Source organism: Streptomyces sp. iso_384, from assembly GCF_056172905.1.
The window spans coordinates 2,055,305-2,071,136 of record NZ_JBWBTT010000001.1 but is presented as its reverse complement, the minus strand read 5'-3'; the positions used below and the strand labels follow the sequence as shown (position 1 = coordinate 2,071,136).

Sequence of the window (15,832 nt, the reverse complement as noted above, 5' to 3'; positions counted from 1 at the left end):
CCGCGCGGCCCGGACGGCGCCGTTCCCGCGTTCTCAGGCCGGGACGGCGGACGTCGTGCGGTGGTCCCGCTTCCGCTTCTCGCGCAGGGCGGCGGCGAGGATCGCCACGGCCACCCCGCCGAACGCCCAGGCGCCGAGGATCCACAGGGCGCCGGTGGTGGCGTTGCCGTCGAAGTAGACGGTGTTGCGCACCACGGTCGTCCCGGCCCCCGGTGGCAGGGCCTGGCCGATCGCCGCCCAGAACGGGGGCAGCAGCGAGGACGGATAGACCCCGCCGGAGCTGGGGTTGCCCAGGACCGTGAAGATCAGGATGGTGAGGCCCAGGCCGACCGTGCCCGCCACCGACTGGAGGGCGACGCCCACGGCGCCGGAGGCGAACACCACCAGGGTGCCGATCCCGACCAGCTCCCAGAACGCCCCCGGCAGGCAGTCCAGCACCGGGCCGACGATGAGCGCGCCGCCGATGCCCGAGACGAAACCGTACGGAAGCATCGCGGCGAGCCGGACCAGGGTGCGGCGCAGGGTGGGCTTCTTGGAGCCGGCCGCCATGTTCAGGGCCGAGGCGGCGAGGTAGCCGCCGATGGTCCAGCTGAGGACGAGGTAGAAGGACGACAGGCCCCGCGAGTCGCCCGCCGAGGGCGCGCGGAGGTCGCGTACGACGATGGTCCGCTCCTGCGCCCGCGCGACCTCCTGGAGGATCTCAGCGGCCGCCGTGGTCGCCGACGGGCCGCCCGCCGAGGCGACGAGCAGGGTGTCCCTGCGGCTCGCCGGGTCCACGACGAGGGCGGCGTCGGTACGCCGGTCCAGCAGCCGCGCCCGTGCTTCGGCGCGGTCCGCGACCGGGGTGACCTGGAGGGGGTCGCCGGGGAGTGCGTCGAGCCGGGCCACCAGGTCGCGTTCGACGGCGGGCGGGGCGACCAGCGTGATCGGCACCTTGTGCGGCTCGGGGGCGTGGAAGGCGCCCATGTAGGAGAGCGCGAAGCCCAGCTGGAGCAGGAGCACCCCGAGCATGACGAGCGCGGACCGGGTGGAGACGGCGTCGCGCACCTCCCCCAGGAAGCCCCGGTCCCCTTCCGCCGCCCGTGCGGTCGATCCGGCCCCGGATCCGGGTCCGTACCCGTCGTCCCTCGCGTCTGCCACGCGGTCCTCCCTCGTCGGCCCGCCACGGCCGTGGCGAGGCCGTCACATGGTCGGCCCAGGGCGGCGCCCGGTCTCCGGGACGCGCCCCACGGGCGAGCCCCTCGACCCGAACGGCGGAGCGGCGGGAAGGCGGGAGGCGGGAGGCGGGGAAGTGGAGGGGGGGGCGGGAGGGTCAGCCCGCGTCGGCGGCGGTCAGCACGCGCTGCCTGCGTACGTAGTACCAGGTCATGTTCGACGAGAGTCCCGCGATGAGCACCCAGACGATCCCGAGCAGACTGCCCTGTACGAAGGAGACCACGGCCGCCGCGACGGCGAGGACGCAGACGACGAGGGCGTAGAGAGCGATACGGGGCATGGGGGTCGACTCCTGTCGGGAACGGGTCGCGGTCCCGTCCAGTGTCCCCCATGCCCCGTTGTCGCCCCGTTGCGCCCCGCCCCGGGAGCCTTCCGCGGGGCGTGGCCCGGTCAGACGTCGGTGGTGCGCAGTCCGGCGTGGGCCTTGTAGCGGCGGTTGACCGAGATCAGGTTGGCGACCAGCGACTCGACCTGGTGGGCGTTGCGCAGCCGGCCCGCGAAGATGCCCCGCATCCCGGGGATCCGGCCGGCCAGCGCCTGCACGAGGTCGGTGTCGGCCCGTGCCTCGCCGAGGACCAGTACGTCGGTGTCGATCTCCTCGATGGACTCGTCCTGGAGCAGTACGGCCGAGAGGTGGTGGAAGGCTGCGGTGACACGGGAGTCCGGCAGCAGGGCGGCGGCCTGTTCGGCAGCGCTGCCCTCCTCCGGCTTGAGGGCGTAGGCGCCCTTCTTGTCGAAGCCGAGCGGGTTGACGCAGTCGATCACGAGCTTGCCCGCGAGCTCCTCGCGCAGGGAGGCGAGCGTCTTGGCGTGGCCGTCCCACGGCACGGCGACGATCACGATGTCGCTGCGCCGGGCGCACTCCGCGTTGTCCGCGCCCTCGACGCCGAAGCCCAGCTCGGCCGCCGCCTGTCCGGCGCGCGCCGCGTCCCGGGAGCCGAGGGTGACCTTCTGTCCGGCGCGGGCGAGCCGGTAGGCGAGGCCGCGCCCCTGCGGGCCGGTTCCGCCGAGCACGCCGACGCTCAGGCCGGAGACGTCGGGAAGGTCCCAGGGGTCCTTGGCGGGGGGCTTGGGCGCGCTGCCGCTGTCCTGTGTAGTCATGGTGCCGACCCTACTGCCAGGTAGCGCCCGGGCAGCCGCCTCGCGGGCCCTCGGTCCCGGCGCCGAACGGCCCTCCGCCCCGGTCGGCGCGCGGCCCTCCGTTCGGGTGAGGGAGCGGCCGGCGGGCGTCCGCGGCGTGCGGCCCGGGGGCGGCGGAAGGGCGGTTCCGGGGCGTACCGGAATATGGGCTTGCCCGGAACGCCCGGCAGTACGGATCATGGCCCCTCGTGACCTCAGCGCCTCCCTCGCCCTCCGGCTCCCCGTCTCCCGCGTCCTCCCCGTGGCCGGCCCGGATCCGCGCCCTGCTGCCTGACCTCGCGCCGTGGCGTTCCTCGGCGGACTTCCGGCTGCTGTGGGTGCAGGGCCTGATCACGTACTTCGGCAGCTTCATGGCGCTCATCGCGCTGCCGCTCCAGATCAAGGACCTCACGGGCTCGCCGCTCGCGGTCGGGGCGATGGGCGCGGTCGAGCTGGTGCCGCTGGTGGTCTTCGGGCTGTACGGCGGGGCGCTCGCGGACTCGGTGGACCGCCGCCGGGTCATTCTGCTGACCGAGGCGGGGCTCGGTGTGCTGGCGGCGATCCTGCTGGTGAACGCCCTGCTTCCGGAGCCGCTGCTGTGGCCGCTGTACGTGGTGGCCGGCGGGGTGTCCGCGCTCGCCGGGCTCCAGCGGCCCGCGCTGGACTCGCTGATGGCCCGGATCGTGCCGCACGCTCAGCAGACGGCGGCGGCCGCGCTGAACTCGCTGCGCTGGCAGATCGGGGCCATCGCGGGCCCGGCACTGGCCGGTCTGGTGGTGGCGTACGCCGGTCACGGCACGGCGTACGCGGTGACGGTGTGCACGTTCGCCGTCTCCGTCGTGCTCTGTCTGCGGCTCTCCCCCGCGCCGCCGGCCGGTGACGCGCAGAAGCCGTCGCTGCGCGGGATCGTCGAGGGCGCGCGGTACGCGTGGAGCCGGCCGGTGCTGCTGGGGACGTACGCGATCGACCTGGCGGCGATGTTCTTCGCCTTCCCGAACACGATCTTCCCGTTCCTGGCGGACGAGCTGGACGCGGAGTGGTCGCTGGGCCTGATGTACGCGGCGGGCTCGGTCGGCTCGCTGGTGCTGGGGCTGACCAGCGGCTGGACATCACGGGTGCGCAGGCATGGGCTGTTCGTGGTGTTCGGCGCGGTGGCGTGGGGGCTGGCCATCGCGGCGGCGGGCTGGTTCTCCAGCGTGTGGGTGGTGCTGCTGTGCCTGGCGGTGGCGGGGGCTGGCGACATGCTGAGCGGGCTGGGGCGCGCGACGATCTGGAACCAGACGATCCCGGAGGAGCTGCGGGGGCGGCTCGCGGGCATCGAGGTGCTCTCGTACAGCATCGGCCCGCAGCTGGGTCAGGTGCGGGCCGGGGCGATGGCCGGCTGGACGGGGACCCGGTCGGCGATCTGGTCGGGCGGGGTGGCGTGCGTGGCGTCGGTGGTGCTGTTGACGGCCGCGTTGCCGAAGTTGGTGCGGTACGACTCGGAGACGGATGAGGATGCGGTGCGGAGGCGGGAGGCCCGGGTGGAAGGGTGACCCGGGGCTCCGCCCCGTACCCCGCTCCTCGAGCGCCGGAGAGGCTGAAAGGACGTCCTCGAGCGCCGGACGGGCTGGGGGTGCGGCCTCATCGCCGGAGCGGCTGAAAAGATGTCCTCAATCGCCGGACGGGCTGGGGTTGCCGCCGGGCGGGCTTGAGGTGCCCTTGTCCTCGTCGTGCCATTTCGGGTCCGTGTCCCACTCCAGGTTGCGGTCGCGGGCCGTGTCCATGGCGTGTTGGGCCGCCTCGCGGGAGGTGTAGGGGCCGAAGCGGTTCAGGGCAGGGCACTCCGGGCCCTCCTCGACCTTCTTGTGCTCCAGGCAGTAGTACCATTCGCCCGGTTTGCCGACCGTGCGCTTCTTGAACAGGGCCATCGACGGCTCCTTTCCTCCCTGCCATGGTGCCCCGGGGCCGCTGGTTAGACTCGCTGGCATGTCTGGCCAGTCGCTTCTCGTACCAGGGGAGATCACTCCCGTCCGTTCCGTACCCGGAAACATCCGGCGTCCCGAGTACGTGGGGAAGCCGGCTCCGCAGCCGTACACCGGCCCGGAGGTCCAGGACGCCGACACCGTCGAGCGGATGCGCATCGCGGGCCGTATCGCCGCGCAGGCGATGGCGGAGGCCGCCAAGCACATCGCCCCGGGGGTCACCACGGACGAGCTCGACCGGGTCGCCCACGACTTCATGGTCGATCACGGCGCGTACCCCTCGACGCTCGGTTACCGGGGCTTCCCGAAGTCGCTGTGCACCTCGCTCAACGAGGTCATCTGTCACGGCATCCCCGACTCCACCGTGCTGCGCGACGGGGACATCGTGAACCTGGACGTCACCGCGTACATCAACGGGGTGCACGGCGACAACAACGCCACCTACTTCTGCGGTGAGGTGGACGAGGAGTCCCGGCTGCTGGTCGAGCGCACCCGGGAGTCGCTGAACCGGGCGATCAAGGCGGTCCGGCCCGGGCGTCAGATCAATGTGATCGGCCGGGTCATCGAGTCGTACGCGAAGCGGTTCGGCTACGGGGTCGTCCGCGACTTCACCGGGCACGGGATCAACTCCTCGTTCCACTCCGGTCTGATCATTCCGCACTACGACAGCCCGCACGCCACCACGGTGATGCAGCCGGGCATGACGTTCACCATCGAGCCGATGCTGACGCTGGGCACCCACGAGTACGACCTGTGGGAGGACGGCTGGACCGTGGTGACGAAGGACCGGAAGCGGACGGCCCAGTTCGAGCACACGCTCGTGGTCACGGAGACCGGAGCGGACGTCCTCACTCTTCCTTAAATCACCCCAAAGCTGCCATAAATGCACCTTTAGCCCCCTCTGGGCGTAGGTTTTTACCGACAGACAGTCGGGAACCAGTTGACTTAGGTAAACCTAAGTAGGAGGATCGGGTGTACCGGCACGCGCCGCCGCACCGTCGCGGCGGTCGCCTGCCGGTGTTTCCGTCCGTTTCTGGACTTCCCGTCCCCCTCGGTCCCCGGAGGCCCGCCTTGGACGCAACCGCCACCGTCACCCCCTTCTCGACGCTCATCCGCACCGCGTCGCACGAACAGCACACCGAGGCCGAGACCTCGACCTTCATGGGTGACCTGCTCGGCGGGCGGCTGGGAGTGGACGCGTACACGCGCTACACCGAGCAGTTGTGGTTCGTGTACCGGGCGCTGGAGGAGGGTTCGGAGGCCCTGCGGAACGACCCGGTCGCCGGCCCGTTCATACAGCCCGAGCTGATGCGCTCCACCGAGCTGGAACGCGACCTGGCGCATCTGCGCGGGGCCGACTGGCGCGAGGGCCTGGAGGCGCTGCCCGCCACCGCCGCGTACGCGGACCGGGTCGCGGAGTGCGCGCACACCTGGCCCGCGGGGTATATCGCCCACCACTACACGCGCTATCTCGGCGACCTCTCCGGCGGCCAGATCATCCGCGACAAGGCGGAGAAGACCTGGGGCTTCGAGCGCAAGGGCGACGGCGTGCGCTTCTACGTCTTCGAGGAGATCACCAACCCGGCCGCCTTCAAGCGCGGTTACCGCGAGCTGCTGGACGCGGTGAACGCGGACGATCTGGAGAAGCAGCGCATCATCGAGGAGTGCAAGCGGGCCTTCGCGCTGAACACCGCGGTCTTCCGCGAGCTGGGCGAGGTCTTCCCGCTCAGCGCGTAGACACCCCAGGACCTGTCGTCGAACTGCCGCCTGCCGGGCGACGACGGCAGTTTGACGACACGCCTCAGCAGCACCGGGTGAACGCAGGGCTGTGGGCGCACGGTTCCACCGGAGGTTTGGTGGAGTCGTGCGCTTTTCCCATTTCCGCTTTTCCCCTTTTTGCTGCAGGAAAAGGGAAATACCGCTCGCCACAAAGGGTTTGACGCTCCATCGGCCTGCGGGTAGATTCCCCTGCCGTCTTCACTTCACTTTCACATGACATCCGGGCGGGGGGCCTTCTGAATGCGTGGGTGCCATGCCTGAAAGGAGAATTCCCGCCGCGGAGTCATGTCCGGCGACAGGAAATATCATCGTGCCCCGACTCCGCCCCCGTGCGGCTGTGACGAGCGGGCTGCTGGCAACAGCCCTCGTCTCAGGCACCTTTCTGGCTCCTGCGGCCCGAGCCGTGGTGGGAACCCCGTCCGCCGACAACGCCCACGCGTTCACGGCACGGCTGGACATAGGCGACGGCAAGCGCGCGTGCACCGCCACGCTCGTCGACCGTGACTGGCTGCTGACGGCGGCCAGTTGCTTCGCGGACAACCCGGCCGACGCCCAGCAGCTCCTGCCGGGCGCGCCGAAGGACGCCACCACGGCGTTCGTCGGCCGCACCGACAGCACCACCACCGCCGGCCAGGTCCGCACGGTGGTCCGGCTCGTGCCCCGCGGCGACCGGGACCTGGTACTGGCCCGGCTGTCCAAGCCGGTCACCACCATCACCCCGGCCGCCCTCGCCACGACAGCGCCCGCCCCGGGCGAGACCCTCACCGGCACCGGCTTCGGCCGGACCGCCGACGAGTGGGCCCCGGTCAAGATGCACCAGGGCCGCTTCTCGGTCGACGGATCGGACGCCACCACCGTGAACATCACCGGAGTGGACGGCGCCGCCGTGTGCGCCGGTGACACCGGTGGCCCGGTCTTCCGTGAGCAGGGCGGAAGCGTCACCGTCGTGGGCGTCAACAGCCGTTCCTGGCAGGGCGGCTGCTTCGGCACTCCGGCGGAGGAGACCCGTACCGGCGCGGTGGGCAGCCGCGTCGACGACCTCAACGGCTGGCTCTCCGAGACGGTGACGGCCGCTCCGTTCGCCGACTTCAACGGCGACGGCCACCGCGATGTCGCCGTCGCCGACCCGGAGGCGACGGTGGGCACCGCGACCGAGGCCGGTCTGATCCGCGTCGTGTACGGCAACGGGGCGGGCGTCTCCGAGGTGGTCCAGGGCGGCCCCGGCGTCAACGGCGGCCCCGAGGCGGGCGACGGATTCGGTACGGCGCTGGCCACGGTGGACTACAACGCCGACGGCTACACCGATCTGGTGGTCGGCGTGCCCGACGAGGACATCGGCAAGGTCGCCGACGCCGGGGCGGTGCAGATCGTCTACGGTTCGCCCGAGGGGCTGGGCAAGGGGCGCGGCGGGACCTGGTTCGAGCAGGGCAGCGGATCCGGCGCGTTTCTCGGCTCGGCCTCCGAGGCCAAGGACCACATGGGATTCTCCGTCGCCGCCGGGACCACCGCCGCGGGCGACCCGTACATCCTGATCGGCGCACCCGGCGAGGACCTGGGCTCCGTCGTGGACGCGGGCAGCGCGCTCTACGTACGCGGTGACACCAGCGTCGCGATCAACCAGGGCAAGGAGAGCGTGGCGGGCGGTCCCGAGACCGGCGACCGGTTCGGCTACTCGGTCGCCGGTTCGCCGAACCACCTCGCCATCGGCATCCCGAACGAGGCCATCGGCACCGTCGCGAACACCGGCATGATCCAGATCCTGAAGCACGAGTTCAACGCCGAGAAGATCCCGACGCCGGTGAAGTCCATCAACCAGGACACCGCGGGCATCAGCGGCACGGCCGAGGCGAACGACCTCTTCGGCAAGGCGCTGTCGGTGGCCTCCTACCGGCCCGAGGGCGCGGCCACGGACGCCGACTCGATCATCGCCGTCGGCTCGCCGGGCGAGGGCATCGCGGTCGCGGGCGCCAACAGGGCGGGCGCCGGCCGGGTGGTCACGCTGCGCGTCACCGCGAGCGGTACGGTCACCGAACTCCAGGACATCCAGCAGGAGCAGCCGGACGTCACCGGGGGCGCCGAGGCGGGCGACCGGTTCGGCGAGCAGGTCTCCGTCGTCAACGCCTCGCCCAGGAACGTCGGTACGACCACGTCGATGCTGCTGGCCGTCGGCATCCCGGGCGAGAACGAGGGCACGGTCGTCGACTCCGGCGCCGTCCAGACGTTCTCGCTGCTCGGCGCCCCGGGCCTCACGGACCGCTGGATCTCCCCGGGCGGCGCCCCGGGTCTGCCCGGCGTTCCCGGCGCCGACGAGCTGCTCGGCAGCAGCATCCACGCCACCGCCACGGATCTGTACATCGGCATGCCCAACGGGCCCGGCGCCCGTGGCGCCGCGCATCTGATGCCGTGGTCCAACGTCACCGGCGGCGCGGTCCAGCCCGTGACCAGCTACGAGCCGGGCAAGGGCGGCCTGCCGGCCGTCGGCAAAGCGTTCGGCGGCGCGATCCGCTAGAACGCGGCGGTACGGGCCGTCCGGGGTTCAGCCCCGGACGGCCATCAGGACGCGGCCCCCGACCTCCACCGTGCCGTCCGGCGCGGGTGCCGTGAGGATCTGGGAGCCGCGTCCCTGGGTGATGTTGAGGGCCCGGCCGAGGTGTGCGCTGAGCAGCAGGGCGGCCGCGCCGGTCGCCTCGTCCTCGACGATGCCGGTCTCCTCGCCGCGCCTCGGGAAGGCCCGCGCGCGCACCCGCCCGGCGGCCTCGTCCTCCCAGGCCCAGGCGTAGAGCCAGCCCTCGCCGGGCGGCGGTCCCGGCAGCGCCTCGACCTCGGCTGCGGTGGCGTACTGCTGGAGGGTGCGCGGCGGGACCCACTCGGGGCGGGCGGTGATCCAGGTGAACTCCCCGTCCTGGCGCGCGAACACGTCTCCGACCGTCAGTTCCAGGATCTCCAGGTCCAGCAGCCAGGCGGTGCCCACCAGCGGGTGCCCGGCGAACGGCAGCCGCAGCCCCGGGGTGTGGATGTCCACCCGTCCGCGTTCCGGGTCGTCGACGAACACGGTCTCGCTGAAGCCGAGTTGCCGGGCCAGCCGCTGCCGGGACGCCTCGTCGGGATGGCCGCTTCCGTCGCGTACGACGCCGAGGGCGTTGCCGTGCCGGCCGTCGGGTCCGCAGAACACCCGCAGGACGTCGATGCCCCGGGGTACGTCGTAGTCGTTCACGGGGGCATTCAAGCACTGTGCGGCGCCGGGGCGGGAACCGAGCGGGTACGGCCGCGGGGCCGTACCGGCGAGCACTGCCGCTGCCGGTACGGCCCCGGGGGGACTGCGGGTGGTGCGGGTGGGTCAGGCGGTGACGTGACGACGACGGCGCGCCGCGATCACGACACCGGCGCCGGCCGCCACGACGACGCCGGAGGCGGCGATCAGGGCGCCGGTCGGGACGTCGGAGCCGGTGGAGGCCAGGGCGCCGGAGCCGCCGACCGAACCGCCGGTGGAGCCGCCGACCGTGCCGCCGCCGGTGGTGGAGCCACCGGCCGTGGAGCCGCCGGTGGAGCCCGAACCGCCGGTGGAGCCGGAGCCTCCGGTGGAACCGCCGGTGGAGTCGCCCGGAAGCTGGGCGCCCTTGTCGATGGAGACCGCGACGTTCAGCGCGTCGAGCTCCTCGCCCTTCTTGTAGAAGCCGCCGAACGCCTTGGCGCCGTCCGTGGTGAGCGTCGCCGGGACGTTCTTGAGGGTGACGATGCCGTCCTTGGCGGCGAGCGCGCCGGCGGGCACCTTCAGGTCGGCGAAGGACAGGGCGGTGAACTCGCTGACCTTGCCGGTCGCCTGGTCCTTGGCGGAGACGTCGGCGAGGAGCTTGCCGGAGGCGCCCTCGATGTCGACCTTCAGATTGCTGATCGACAGGTCGAGGACGTACTCGCCCTTGGTCTCGTGGCCGAGGAAGCGCACCTTGCCCTTGAACGCGGCGTCGAGGGTGTTCGTGTCGGCGTCGAGGAGGCCGGTGGCCTTGGTGAAGCGGTAGCGGCCACCGTCGGCGGAGGCGCCGCCGCTCGTCTCGATTTTGCCGTGCGCGATGTTGCCGACGACGTAGGCGCGGAAACTCTCCTTGACGCCCCAGTTGAGGGTGCCGTCGACGACCGGGCCGCTGACGGGCGCGGCGGTCTCGGAGGCGGTCGGGGTCGGCTTGCCGGTGGGCTCCTCGGTGGGGCCGGTCGGCCGGGCGGTCGGCTGCTCGGTGGGCTTGCCGGTCGGCGGGGGTGTCACCGGGGGCGTGGTCGGGTTCTCGGTGGGCGGCACGGTCGGGGGCTTGGGGGCCTGCTTGACCGACAGGGTCACCGGGTCGAGGGCGGAGCCCTCCGCGTAGAAGCCGGCGAAGGCCTCCGCGCCGTCCGCGGTCAGGGTGGCGGGGATGTCGGCGAAGACCATCTCGCCGCCCGCGCCGCCGCCCGGCTTGACGGCGGTCATGTCGAGCGCGGCGATGGGGGCGTCGTCCTTGGTGACGACGGTGCCGTCCGTCTTCTTGCTGGAGAAGTCGGCGGTGATGGTGCCGGTCTCGCGGCCCGTGCCGGCCTTGATGTCGCTCAACTGGACGTCGAGCAAGCCGTGGTGGCCCTCGAACCGAACGCTGCCCTTGAACGCGGTGTCGGAGGCGTGCGTCGCGGTGTCGTAGGTGCCCTTGCCGTCGGTGAAGGTGAACACACCGTTGCCGTCGGCCTGCTGGGCGCCGTCGGCGACGGTGATCTCGCCCTGCGCGATGGGGCCGGCGATGTACTTGCGGAAGGACTCCTTGATGCCCCACTCCAGCTTGCCGTCCACCAGCTCCAGCTTCGGAGCCGCGGCGGGCGCGGCCGCCGGGGAACCGGCGGCGAGGGCCGGGAGGGCGAAGGCGGTGGCGCCGAGAGCGGCGGCCGTGGCGACGGCCGCGGCAAGGGCTATGGGGCGGCGGGTTGCTGCCATGTCGGTGTGTCTCCTCAAGGGACAGGGGCGGAAGCGACGCGTGGGGGGGGAAGGGGTGATGATCCATAAGGCACGCGTGGAGGGGGTGCCGGGTCAGGAAGTCGTGGAGGAATCGGGGCCGGTGGAGGCGTCGGCGGCCGCGGGGGCCGGCTGCGCGCCTCGGCGGCGCAGGGCGAAGAACGCCGCTCCGGCCGCGACGAGCAGCAGCACACCGCCGCCGATCGCGGCGTACGTGCCGGTGCCGGGGCCTGAGTCGGAGGCCGCCGCGACCGGTTCGGCGGAGGGCTCGGCCGAGGCCTTCTTCGTGGGCTCTGCGGGGGCCGTCGGCTCGCTGCCGAGGTCGGGCAGCGCGGGCAGCTGGGCCTTCTCGTCGACGGCCACGGCGAGCGAGACCGGGTCCATCGCGGTACCCGCCTTGTACAGGGAGCCGAACGCCTTGGCTCCGTCGGCCGTGAGGGTGGCGGGGGCCTCGGTGAGGGTGGCGAGGCCCTCCTTCGGCGCGAAGTCCTCGGCGGCGAAGGTGACGATCGGGACGCCCTTGGCGGTCCTGCCCCCGCTGGTGACGTCGGCCGAGAGGGTGCCCTCGCCCTTGGCGACTGCGACGGTGACGCCGGCCAACTTCACGTCGAGGTCGTGGGCGCCGGTGAAGCGGATGCTGCCGCTGAAGTCCGCGTCCAGCGTCTGCTTCTTGGCGTCGTACGTTCCCTTGCCCTGCGGGAAGCGGAACAGGGCCCCGCCGTCCTGGGCGCCGTCGGCGAGCGTCCACTTGCCCTGGCCGATGGAGCCGGTGACGTACTCGCGGAAGGTGCGGCGTACGCCCCAGTCGACGGCGGCGTCCTCGAAGCGGCCCGCCTTCTCCTTGTCCTTCTTCTCCGCCTCGTCCTTCTTCTCGCCCTCGTCCTTCTTCTCGTCCGGGGCGGAGGGCTTCGGCTCGGCCGCGCCCTTGGTGTCGACGGAGAGGCTGACCGGGTCGAGCGGAGTCCCCTCGGTGTAGTAGCCGGCGAAGGCGGAGGCGCCCTCGGCGGTCAGCGTGGCAGGGATGCCGGTGAGGGCGATGGGGGTGGAACCGCCCTTCATGTCGATCCCGCCGAGGCCGAGCTCGGCCAGCGGGACCTGGGAGCGGTTGGAGACCTTGCCGGTCCCCCGCTCCTTGCTGACCATGTCCGCGAAGAGCGTGCCGCTGCCGCCGTTGATCCGGACGGTGGGCCGACTGATCGTGAGGTCCAGTTCGTCGGCGCCGTCGGCCTTCGTGTGGCCGGTGAAGTGCACCCCGCCGGAGAAGCCGGAGCTGAACGCCCCGGTGCCCGGGTCGTAGGAGCCGGTCGCCGAGTGGAAGCGGAACTGGCTGCCGCCGACCGTGGCCGCGCCACCGGTCAGGTTCCAGCTGCCGTTGGCTATGGGCCCGGTGACGTAGCTCTGGAAGGAGGACTTGATGCCCCAGTCCAGCCGGCCGCCCTGCACCGTGCGGCTTGCCGCTTGCGCGGTGGCGGCGGGGAGCAGGGCTCCCAGCAGTACCGCGAGAAGCGCGACGGCGAGCGCGCGGGCCGGTCGGGACGACAGCATGAGAGACCCCTCCGAGGACTGGATAGGTAGGTAAGGCTAACCTAAGGTATCCCCAGTCCGTGCCGGAACCCCTCCGCCACCTCCACCATCTCAACCACCCACCGCACGCCGCGGAACGACAGGACGGTGCCCAGTGCGCATCTCGCAGGACTTCGCCCCGACGGGCCCGGACACCGGACGCACGGCCCGCCGTCGCCCGGCCCGGGGCAGGGCGGCCGCCGCCCTCACCGCCGCCGTGGCCTTCGCCCTGCTCCTGACCGGCTGCGGCGGAAACGACGATCCCGCGCCGGAGTCCGCCAGGAGCAGCGCCGACGCCGACCGGGTCGAGCCGCTGGCCGCCCCGCCCGCGCCGAAGTTGCCGGTGACGGTCGACTCGGCGGACGGCACGAAGGTCACGATCGGCTCCACCGACCGGATCGTGCCGCTGACCGGATCGCTGAGCGAGATCGTCTTCACGCTCGGCTTCGGCAAGCAGGTCGTCGCCCGGGACATCACCGCCACCTTCGAACAGGCGGAGAAGCTCCCGGTGGTGACCCGGGCCCATGACGTCTCGGCGGAGAGCGTGCTCTCGCTGAAGCCGACGATCGTCCTCGCCGACACCACCACGGGACCGTCCGAGGCGATCGACCAGATCCGCGACGCGGGCATCCCGCTGCTCGTCGTCGAGCCGGCCAAGGGGCTCGACGACGTCGGCCGCCGTATCGACACCGTCGCCGAGGCCCTGGGCGTACCGTCGGCCGGTACCGAGTTGAAGGAGCGCACCGAGAAGCGGATCGCCGACGTCCAGAAGTCCATCCCGGACCACGCCGACGGCAAGAAGCCCCGGGTCGCCTTCCTCTATCTGCGCGGTTCGGCCTCCGTCTATCTGCTGGGCGGCGCGGAGTCCGGGGCCAGTTCGCTGCTGGAGGCGGCGGGCGCGGTCGACGCCGGCAAGGAGTCGGGCCTGAACAAGGACTTCACCGCCATCACCAGCGAGGCGCTCGCCAAGGCCGCGCCGGACGCGATCCTCCTGATGACCAAGGGGTTGGAGTCGGTCGGCGGCATGGACGGCCTGGTGAAGATCCCCGGTATCGCGGAGACCCCGGCCGGCATGGACCGCCGGGTCGTCACGGTCGACGACGGGGTGCTGCTCAACTACGGGCCGCGCACCGACCGGGTGCTCACCGGGATCGTCGAGCAGCTGTACGCGAAGGGCGGCAAGGGCCAGTGACCACCTCCTCCGAGGAACGCACCGAGCCCGTGGGGAAGTCCACGGGCAAGGGCGCGAAGGGGCCGCAGGACGCGGAGGGCACGGCGGGCGCTGTCCCCGAGTCCCCCCGCAGCAGGGCGTTCGTGCTGACCGCGGTGCTCTCCCTCGCCCTGCTCGCCGGCTGTCTGCTGTCCGCCGCGATCGGCGCGTACAACATTCCGCTCGGCGACGTCCTGTCCTCCGTGCAGCACCGGATCGGGCTCGGCGGCCAGGCGCTGGACCGGGTCGGCGAGAGCGTCCTGTGGAACGTACGGCTCCCCCGGGTCGCCCTCGCGGTGCTCGTCGGCGCGTCGCTCGGCTGCGCGGGCGCCCTGATGCAGGGCGTGTTCGGCAATCCGCTGGCCGAGCCCGGCGTGATCGGGATCTCGGCGGGTGCGGCGGTCGGCGCGGTCGCCTCGATCGCCCTCGGCCTGACCTTCTTCGGCAACTGGACCATCACCGTCTTCGCGTTCGTCGCGGGCCTGGCCACCGTGCTGCTCGTCTACGCGCTCTCGCGCTCCGCCGGCCGGACCGAGGTGGTGACGCTGATCCTCACCGGTATCGCCGTCAACGCCTTCGCGGGCGCGCTGATCGGTCTGTTCATCTTCTTCGCGGACAACGCGCAGATCACCCAGATCACCTTCTGGCAGCTCGGTTCGCTCTCCCAGGCGACCTGGCCCAAGGTGCTGGCCGTGCTGCCGTGCGCACTGGCCGGGCTCCTCATCGCCCCGTTCCACTCGCGCAAGCTGGACCTGCTGGCCCTCGGCGAGCGGCCCGCCAGGCACCTGGGCGTGGACGTGGAGCGGCTGCGGATCGTGCTGGTGCTGGTGGTGGCGCTGCTGACGGCCGCCGCGGTCGCCGTCGCCGGGATCATCTCCTTCGTCGGTCTGCTCGTCCCGCATCTGCTGCGGATGGCGAACGGCCCCGGCCACCGTTTCCTCGTCCCGGGCAGTGCGCTCGGCGGCGCCCTGATCCTGGTGGCGGGCGACCTCGCGGCCCGTACGGTCGCGGCCCCCGCCGAACTGCCGCTCGGGGTGCTGACCGCGCTCTTCGGCAGCCCTTTCTTCTTCTGGCTGCTGCGCAGGACCCGTCGTAAGCAAGGTGGTTGGGCATGAGGACGCTGAGAGATCTGTTCGCGGTACGTCCCCGGGAGCTGCCCTCGCCCGTCGCCTCCGGCTCCTGTGCCGTCGAGGCGGTCGGCCTGTCGGTCCGGCTCGGGCAGCGGCAGGTGCTGGACTCCGTCGATCTGACCGCGCACGCGGGCGAGGTGGTCGCCCTGGTCGGGCCGAACGGCGCGGGCAAGTCGACGCTGCTGGCGGCGCTGGCCGCCGATCTGGCCCCCGGGAGCGGCGAGGTGCGGATCGACGGCCGCCCGGCCGACGCGTGGTCCGCGCCCGAACTGGCGCTGCGCCGCTCGGTGCTGCCGCAGTCCGCCGCGCTGTCCTTCCCGTTCCCGGTGAAGGACGTCGTACGGATGGGGCGGGCGCCCTGGGCCGGTACGGAGCGGGAGGACGAGGACGACGCGGCGGTGGCGGCGGCGATGGCGGCCACCGAGGTGACCCGCTTCGCGGGTCGCCCGTTCTCGGCGCTGTCGGGCGGGGAGAGGGCCCGGGTGGCGCTGGCCCGGGTGCTGGCGCAGCGGGCCCCGCTGATGCTGCTCGACGAGCCGACCGCCGCCCTGGACCTGCGCCACCAGGAGCTGGTGCTGCGGATCTGCCGGGAGCGGGCGGCCGCCGGGGACGCGGTGGTGGTCGTGCTGCACGATCTCGGCCTCGCCGCGGCGTACGCGGACCGGGCCGCCGTGCTGCACGACGGGCGGATCGCGGAACTGGGCGCGCCGGACGAGGTCTTCACCGGGGAACTGCTCGGCGAGGTCTACCGGCAGCCGGTGGAGGTCTTCCCCCATCCGCGTACGGGTACGCCGCTGATCGTGCCGGTACGTCAGGACTGACGCGGTTCCCGGGCTTGTCCTCACTCAGGTCACGGTGTGGACGCTGTATCCGGTCCCCGCCC

The 15,832-nt window shown here is 72.4% G+C and carries 14 protein-coding genes; 7 read left to right on the top strand and 7 right to left on the bottom strand.

From position 1 onward, the window contains the following. Positions 1-33 precede the first annotated feature (33 nt). From AC0VY3_RS09035 to npdG, 3 genes are all read right to left on the bottom strand, one after another. The gene (locus AC0VY3_RS09035) at positions 34-1,140 is read right to left on the bottom strand and encodes an ABC transporter permease (protein WP_258047158.1); all 1,107 of its coding nucleotides are present in this window, start codon (positions 1,138-1,140) and stop codon (positions 34-36) included. Between the two features lie 172 nt (positions 1,141-1,312). Next, positions 1,313-1,495 (bottom strand): hypothetical protein, encoded by a 183-nt coding sequence (locus tag AC0VY3_RS09030; protein ID WP_164615544.1) that lies wholly within the window; start codon positions 1,493-1,495, stop codon positions 1,313-1,315. A 110-nt stretch (positions 1,496-1,605) separates the two neighbouring features. Further along, positions 1,606-2,316, bottom strand: coding sequence for an NADPH-dependent F420 reductase (gene npdG / locus AC0VY3_RS09025; protein ID WP_103509128.1), 711 nt, complete (start codon positions 2,314-2,316; stop codon positions 1,606-1,608). A 227-nt stretch (positions 2,317-2,543) separates the two neighbouring features. On the opposite strand from npdG, the gene AC0VY3_RS09020 reads away from it, so the two are divergent. Continuing rightward, positions 2,544-3,869, top strand: coding sequence for an MFS transporter (locus AC0VY3_RS09020; protein WP_475549374.1), 1,326 nt, complete (start codon positions 2,544-2,546; stop codon positions 3,867-3,869). A 117-nt stretch (positions 3,870-3,986) separates the two neighbouring features. Here AC0VY3_RS09020 and AC0VY3_RS09015 read toward each other — a convergent pair whose 3' ends face one another. Then, entirely contained in the window at positions 3,987-4,244 is a 258-nt protein-coding gene (locus AC0VY3_RS09015; protein ID WP_103509127.1) for a hypothetical protein, read from the bottom strand. Positions 4,245-4,302: 58 nt separating this feature from the next. Between AC0VY3_RS09015 and map the strand changes: the two genes are divergently transcribed. From map to AC0VY3_RS09000, 3 genes are all read left to right on the top strand, one after another. Beyond that, positions 4,303-5,160, top strand: coding sequence for a type I methionyl aminopeptidase (gene map / locus AC0VY3_RS09010; RefSeq protein ID WP_103509126.1), 858 nt, complete (start codon positions 4,303-4,305; stop codon positions 5,158-5,160). 209 nt (positions 5,161-5,369) lie between these two features. Next, entirely contained in the window at positions 5,370-6,035 is a 666-nt protein-coding gene (locus AC0VY3_RS09005) for a biliverdin-producing heme oxygenase (protein WP_103509125.1), read from the top strand. Between the two features lie 352 nt (positions 6,036-6,387). After that, positions 6,388-8,586, top strand: a complete 2,199-nt coding sequence (locus AC0VY3_RS09000; protein WP_475549373.1) for a trypsin-like serine protease — start codon at positions 6,388-6,390, stop codon at positions 8,584-8,586. 27 nt (positions 8,587-8,613) lie between these two features. Here AC0VY3_RS09000 and AC0VY3_RS08995 read toward each other — a convergent pair whose 3' ends face one another. From AC0VY3_RS08995 to AC0VY3_RS08985, 3 genes are all read right to left on the bottom strand, one after another. After that, positions 8,614-9,291, bottom strand: a complete 678-nt coding sequence (locus tag AC0VY3_RS08995) for a PhzF family phenazine biosynthesis protein (RefSeq protein ID WP_475549372.1) — start codon at positions 9,289-9,291, stop codon at positions 8,614-8,616. Between the two features lie 123 nt (positions 9,292-9,414). After that, positions 9,415-11,028 (bottom strand): HtaA domain-containing protein, encoded by a 1,614-nt coding sequence (locus AC0VY3_RS08990; RefSeq protein ID WP_475549371.1) that lies wholly within the window; start codon positions 11,026-11,028, stop codon positions 9,415-9,417. 93 nt (positions 11,029-11,121) lie between these two features. Further along, on the bottom strand, positions 11,122-12,591 hold the full coding sequence (locus tag AC0VY3_RS08985) for an HtaA domain-containing protein (RefSeq protein WP_475549370.1): 1,470 nt from the start codon (positions 12,589-12,591) through the stop codon (positions 11,122-11,124). Between the two features lie 133 nt (positions 12,592-12,724). Here AC0VY3_RS08985 and AC0VY3_RS08980 point away from each other — a divergent pair, with 133 nt between their 5' ends. From AC0VY3_RS08980 to AC0VY3_RS08970, 3 genes are read left to right on the top strand one after another with little or no spacing between them, the layout of a single operon-like run. Then, positions 12,725-13,801: a heme/hemin ABC transporter substrate-binding protein gene (locus AC0VY3_RS08980; protein WP_475549369.1), complete on the top strand. Its 1,077-nt coding sequence runs from the start codon at positions 12,725-12,727 to the stop codon at positions 13,799-13,801. After that, positions 13,798-14,934 carry a FecCD family ABC transporter permease gene (locus AC0VY3_RS08975; protein ID WP_475549368.1) on the top strand — a complete coding sequence of 379 codons (1,137 nt, stop codon included), beginning with the start codon at positions 13,798-13,800 and terminating at the stop codon, positions 14,932-14,934. Before AC0VY3_RS08980 ends, AC0VY3_RS08975 begins: the two co-directional genes overlap by 4 nt. Beyond that, positions 14,931-15,770: a heme ABC transporter ATP-binding protein gene (locus tag AC0VY3_RS08970; RefSeq protein WP_475549367.1), complete on the top strand. Its 840-nt coding sequence runs from the start codon at positions 14,931-14,933 to the stop codon at positions 15,768-15,770. The genes AC0VY3_RS08975 and AC0VY3_RS08970 overlap by 4 nt, the downstream gene beginning before the upstream one ends. Positions 15,771-15,832: the final 62 nt, after the last annotated feature.

Coding starts and splice junctions, on each gene's coding strand:
- AC0VY3_RS09030 (WP_164615544.1), bottom strand. CDS start 1,495: ATGCCCCGTATCGCTCTCTACGCCCTCGTCGTCTGCGTCCTCGCCGTC.
- npdG (WP_103509128.1), bottom strand. CDS start 2,316: ATGACTACACAGGACAGCGGCAGCGCGCCCAAGCCCCCCGCCAAGGAC.
- AC0VY3_RS09015 (WP_103509127.1), bottom strand. CDS start 4,244: ATGGCCCTGTTCAAGAAGCGCACGGTCGGCAAACCGGGCGAATGGTAC.
- map (WP_103509126.1), top strand. CDS start 4,303: ATGTCTGGCCAGTCGCTTCTCGTACCAGGGGAGATCACTCCCGTCCGT.
- AC0VY3_RS08990 (WP_475549371.1), bottom strand. CDS start 11,028: ATGGCAGCAACCCGCCGCCCCATAGCCCTTGCCGCGGCCGTCGCCACG.
- AC0VY3_RS08985 (WP_475549370.1), bottom strand. CDS start 12,591: ATGCTGTCGTCCCGACCGGCCCGCGCGCTCGCCGTCGCGCTTCTCGCG.
- AC0VY3_RS08970 (WP_475549367.1), top strand. CDS start 14,931: ATGAGGACGCTGAGAGATCTGTTCGCGGTACGTCCCCGGGAGCTGCCC.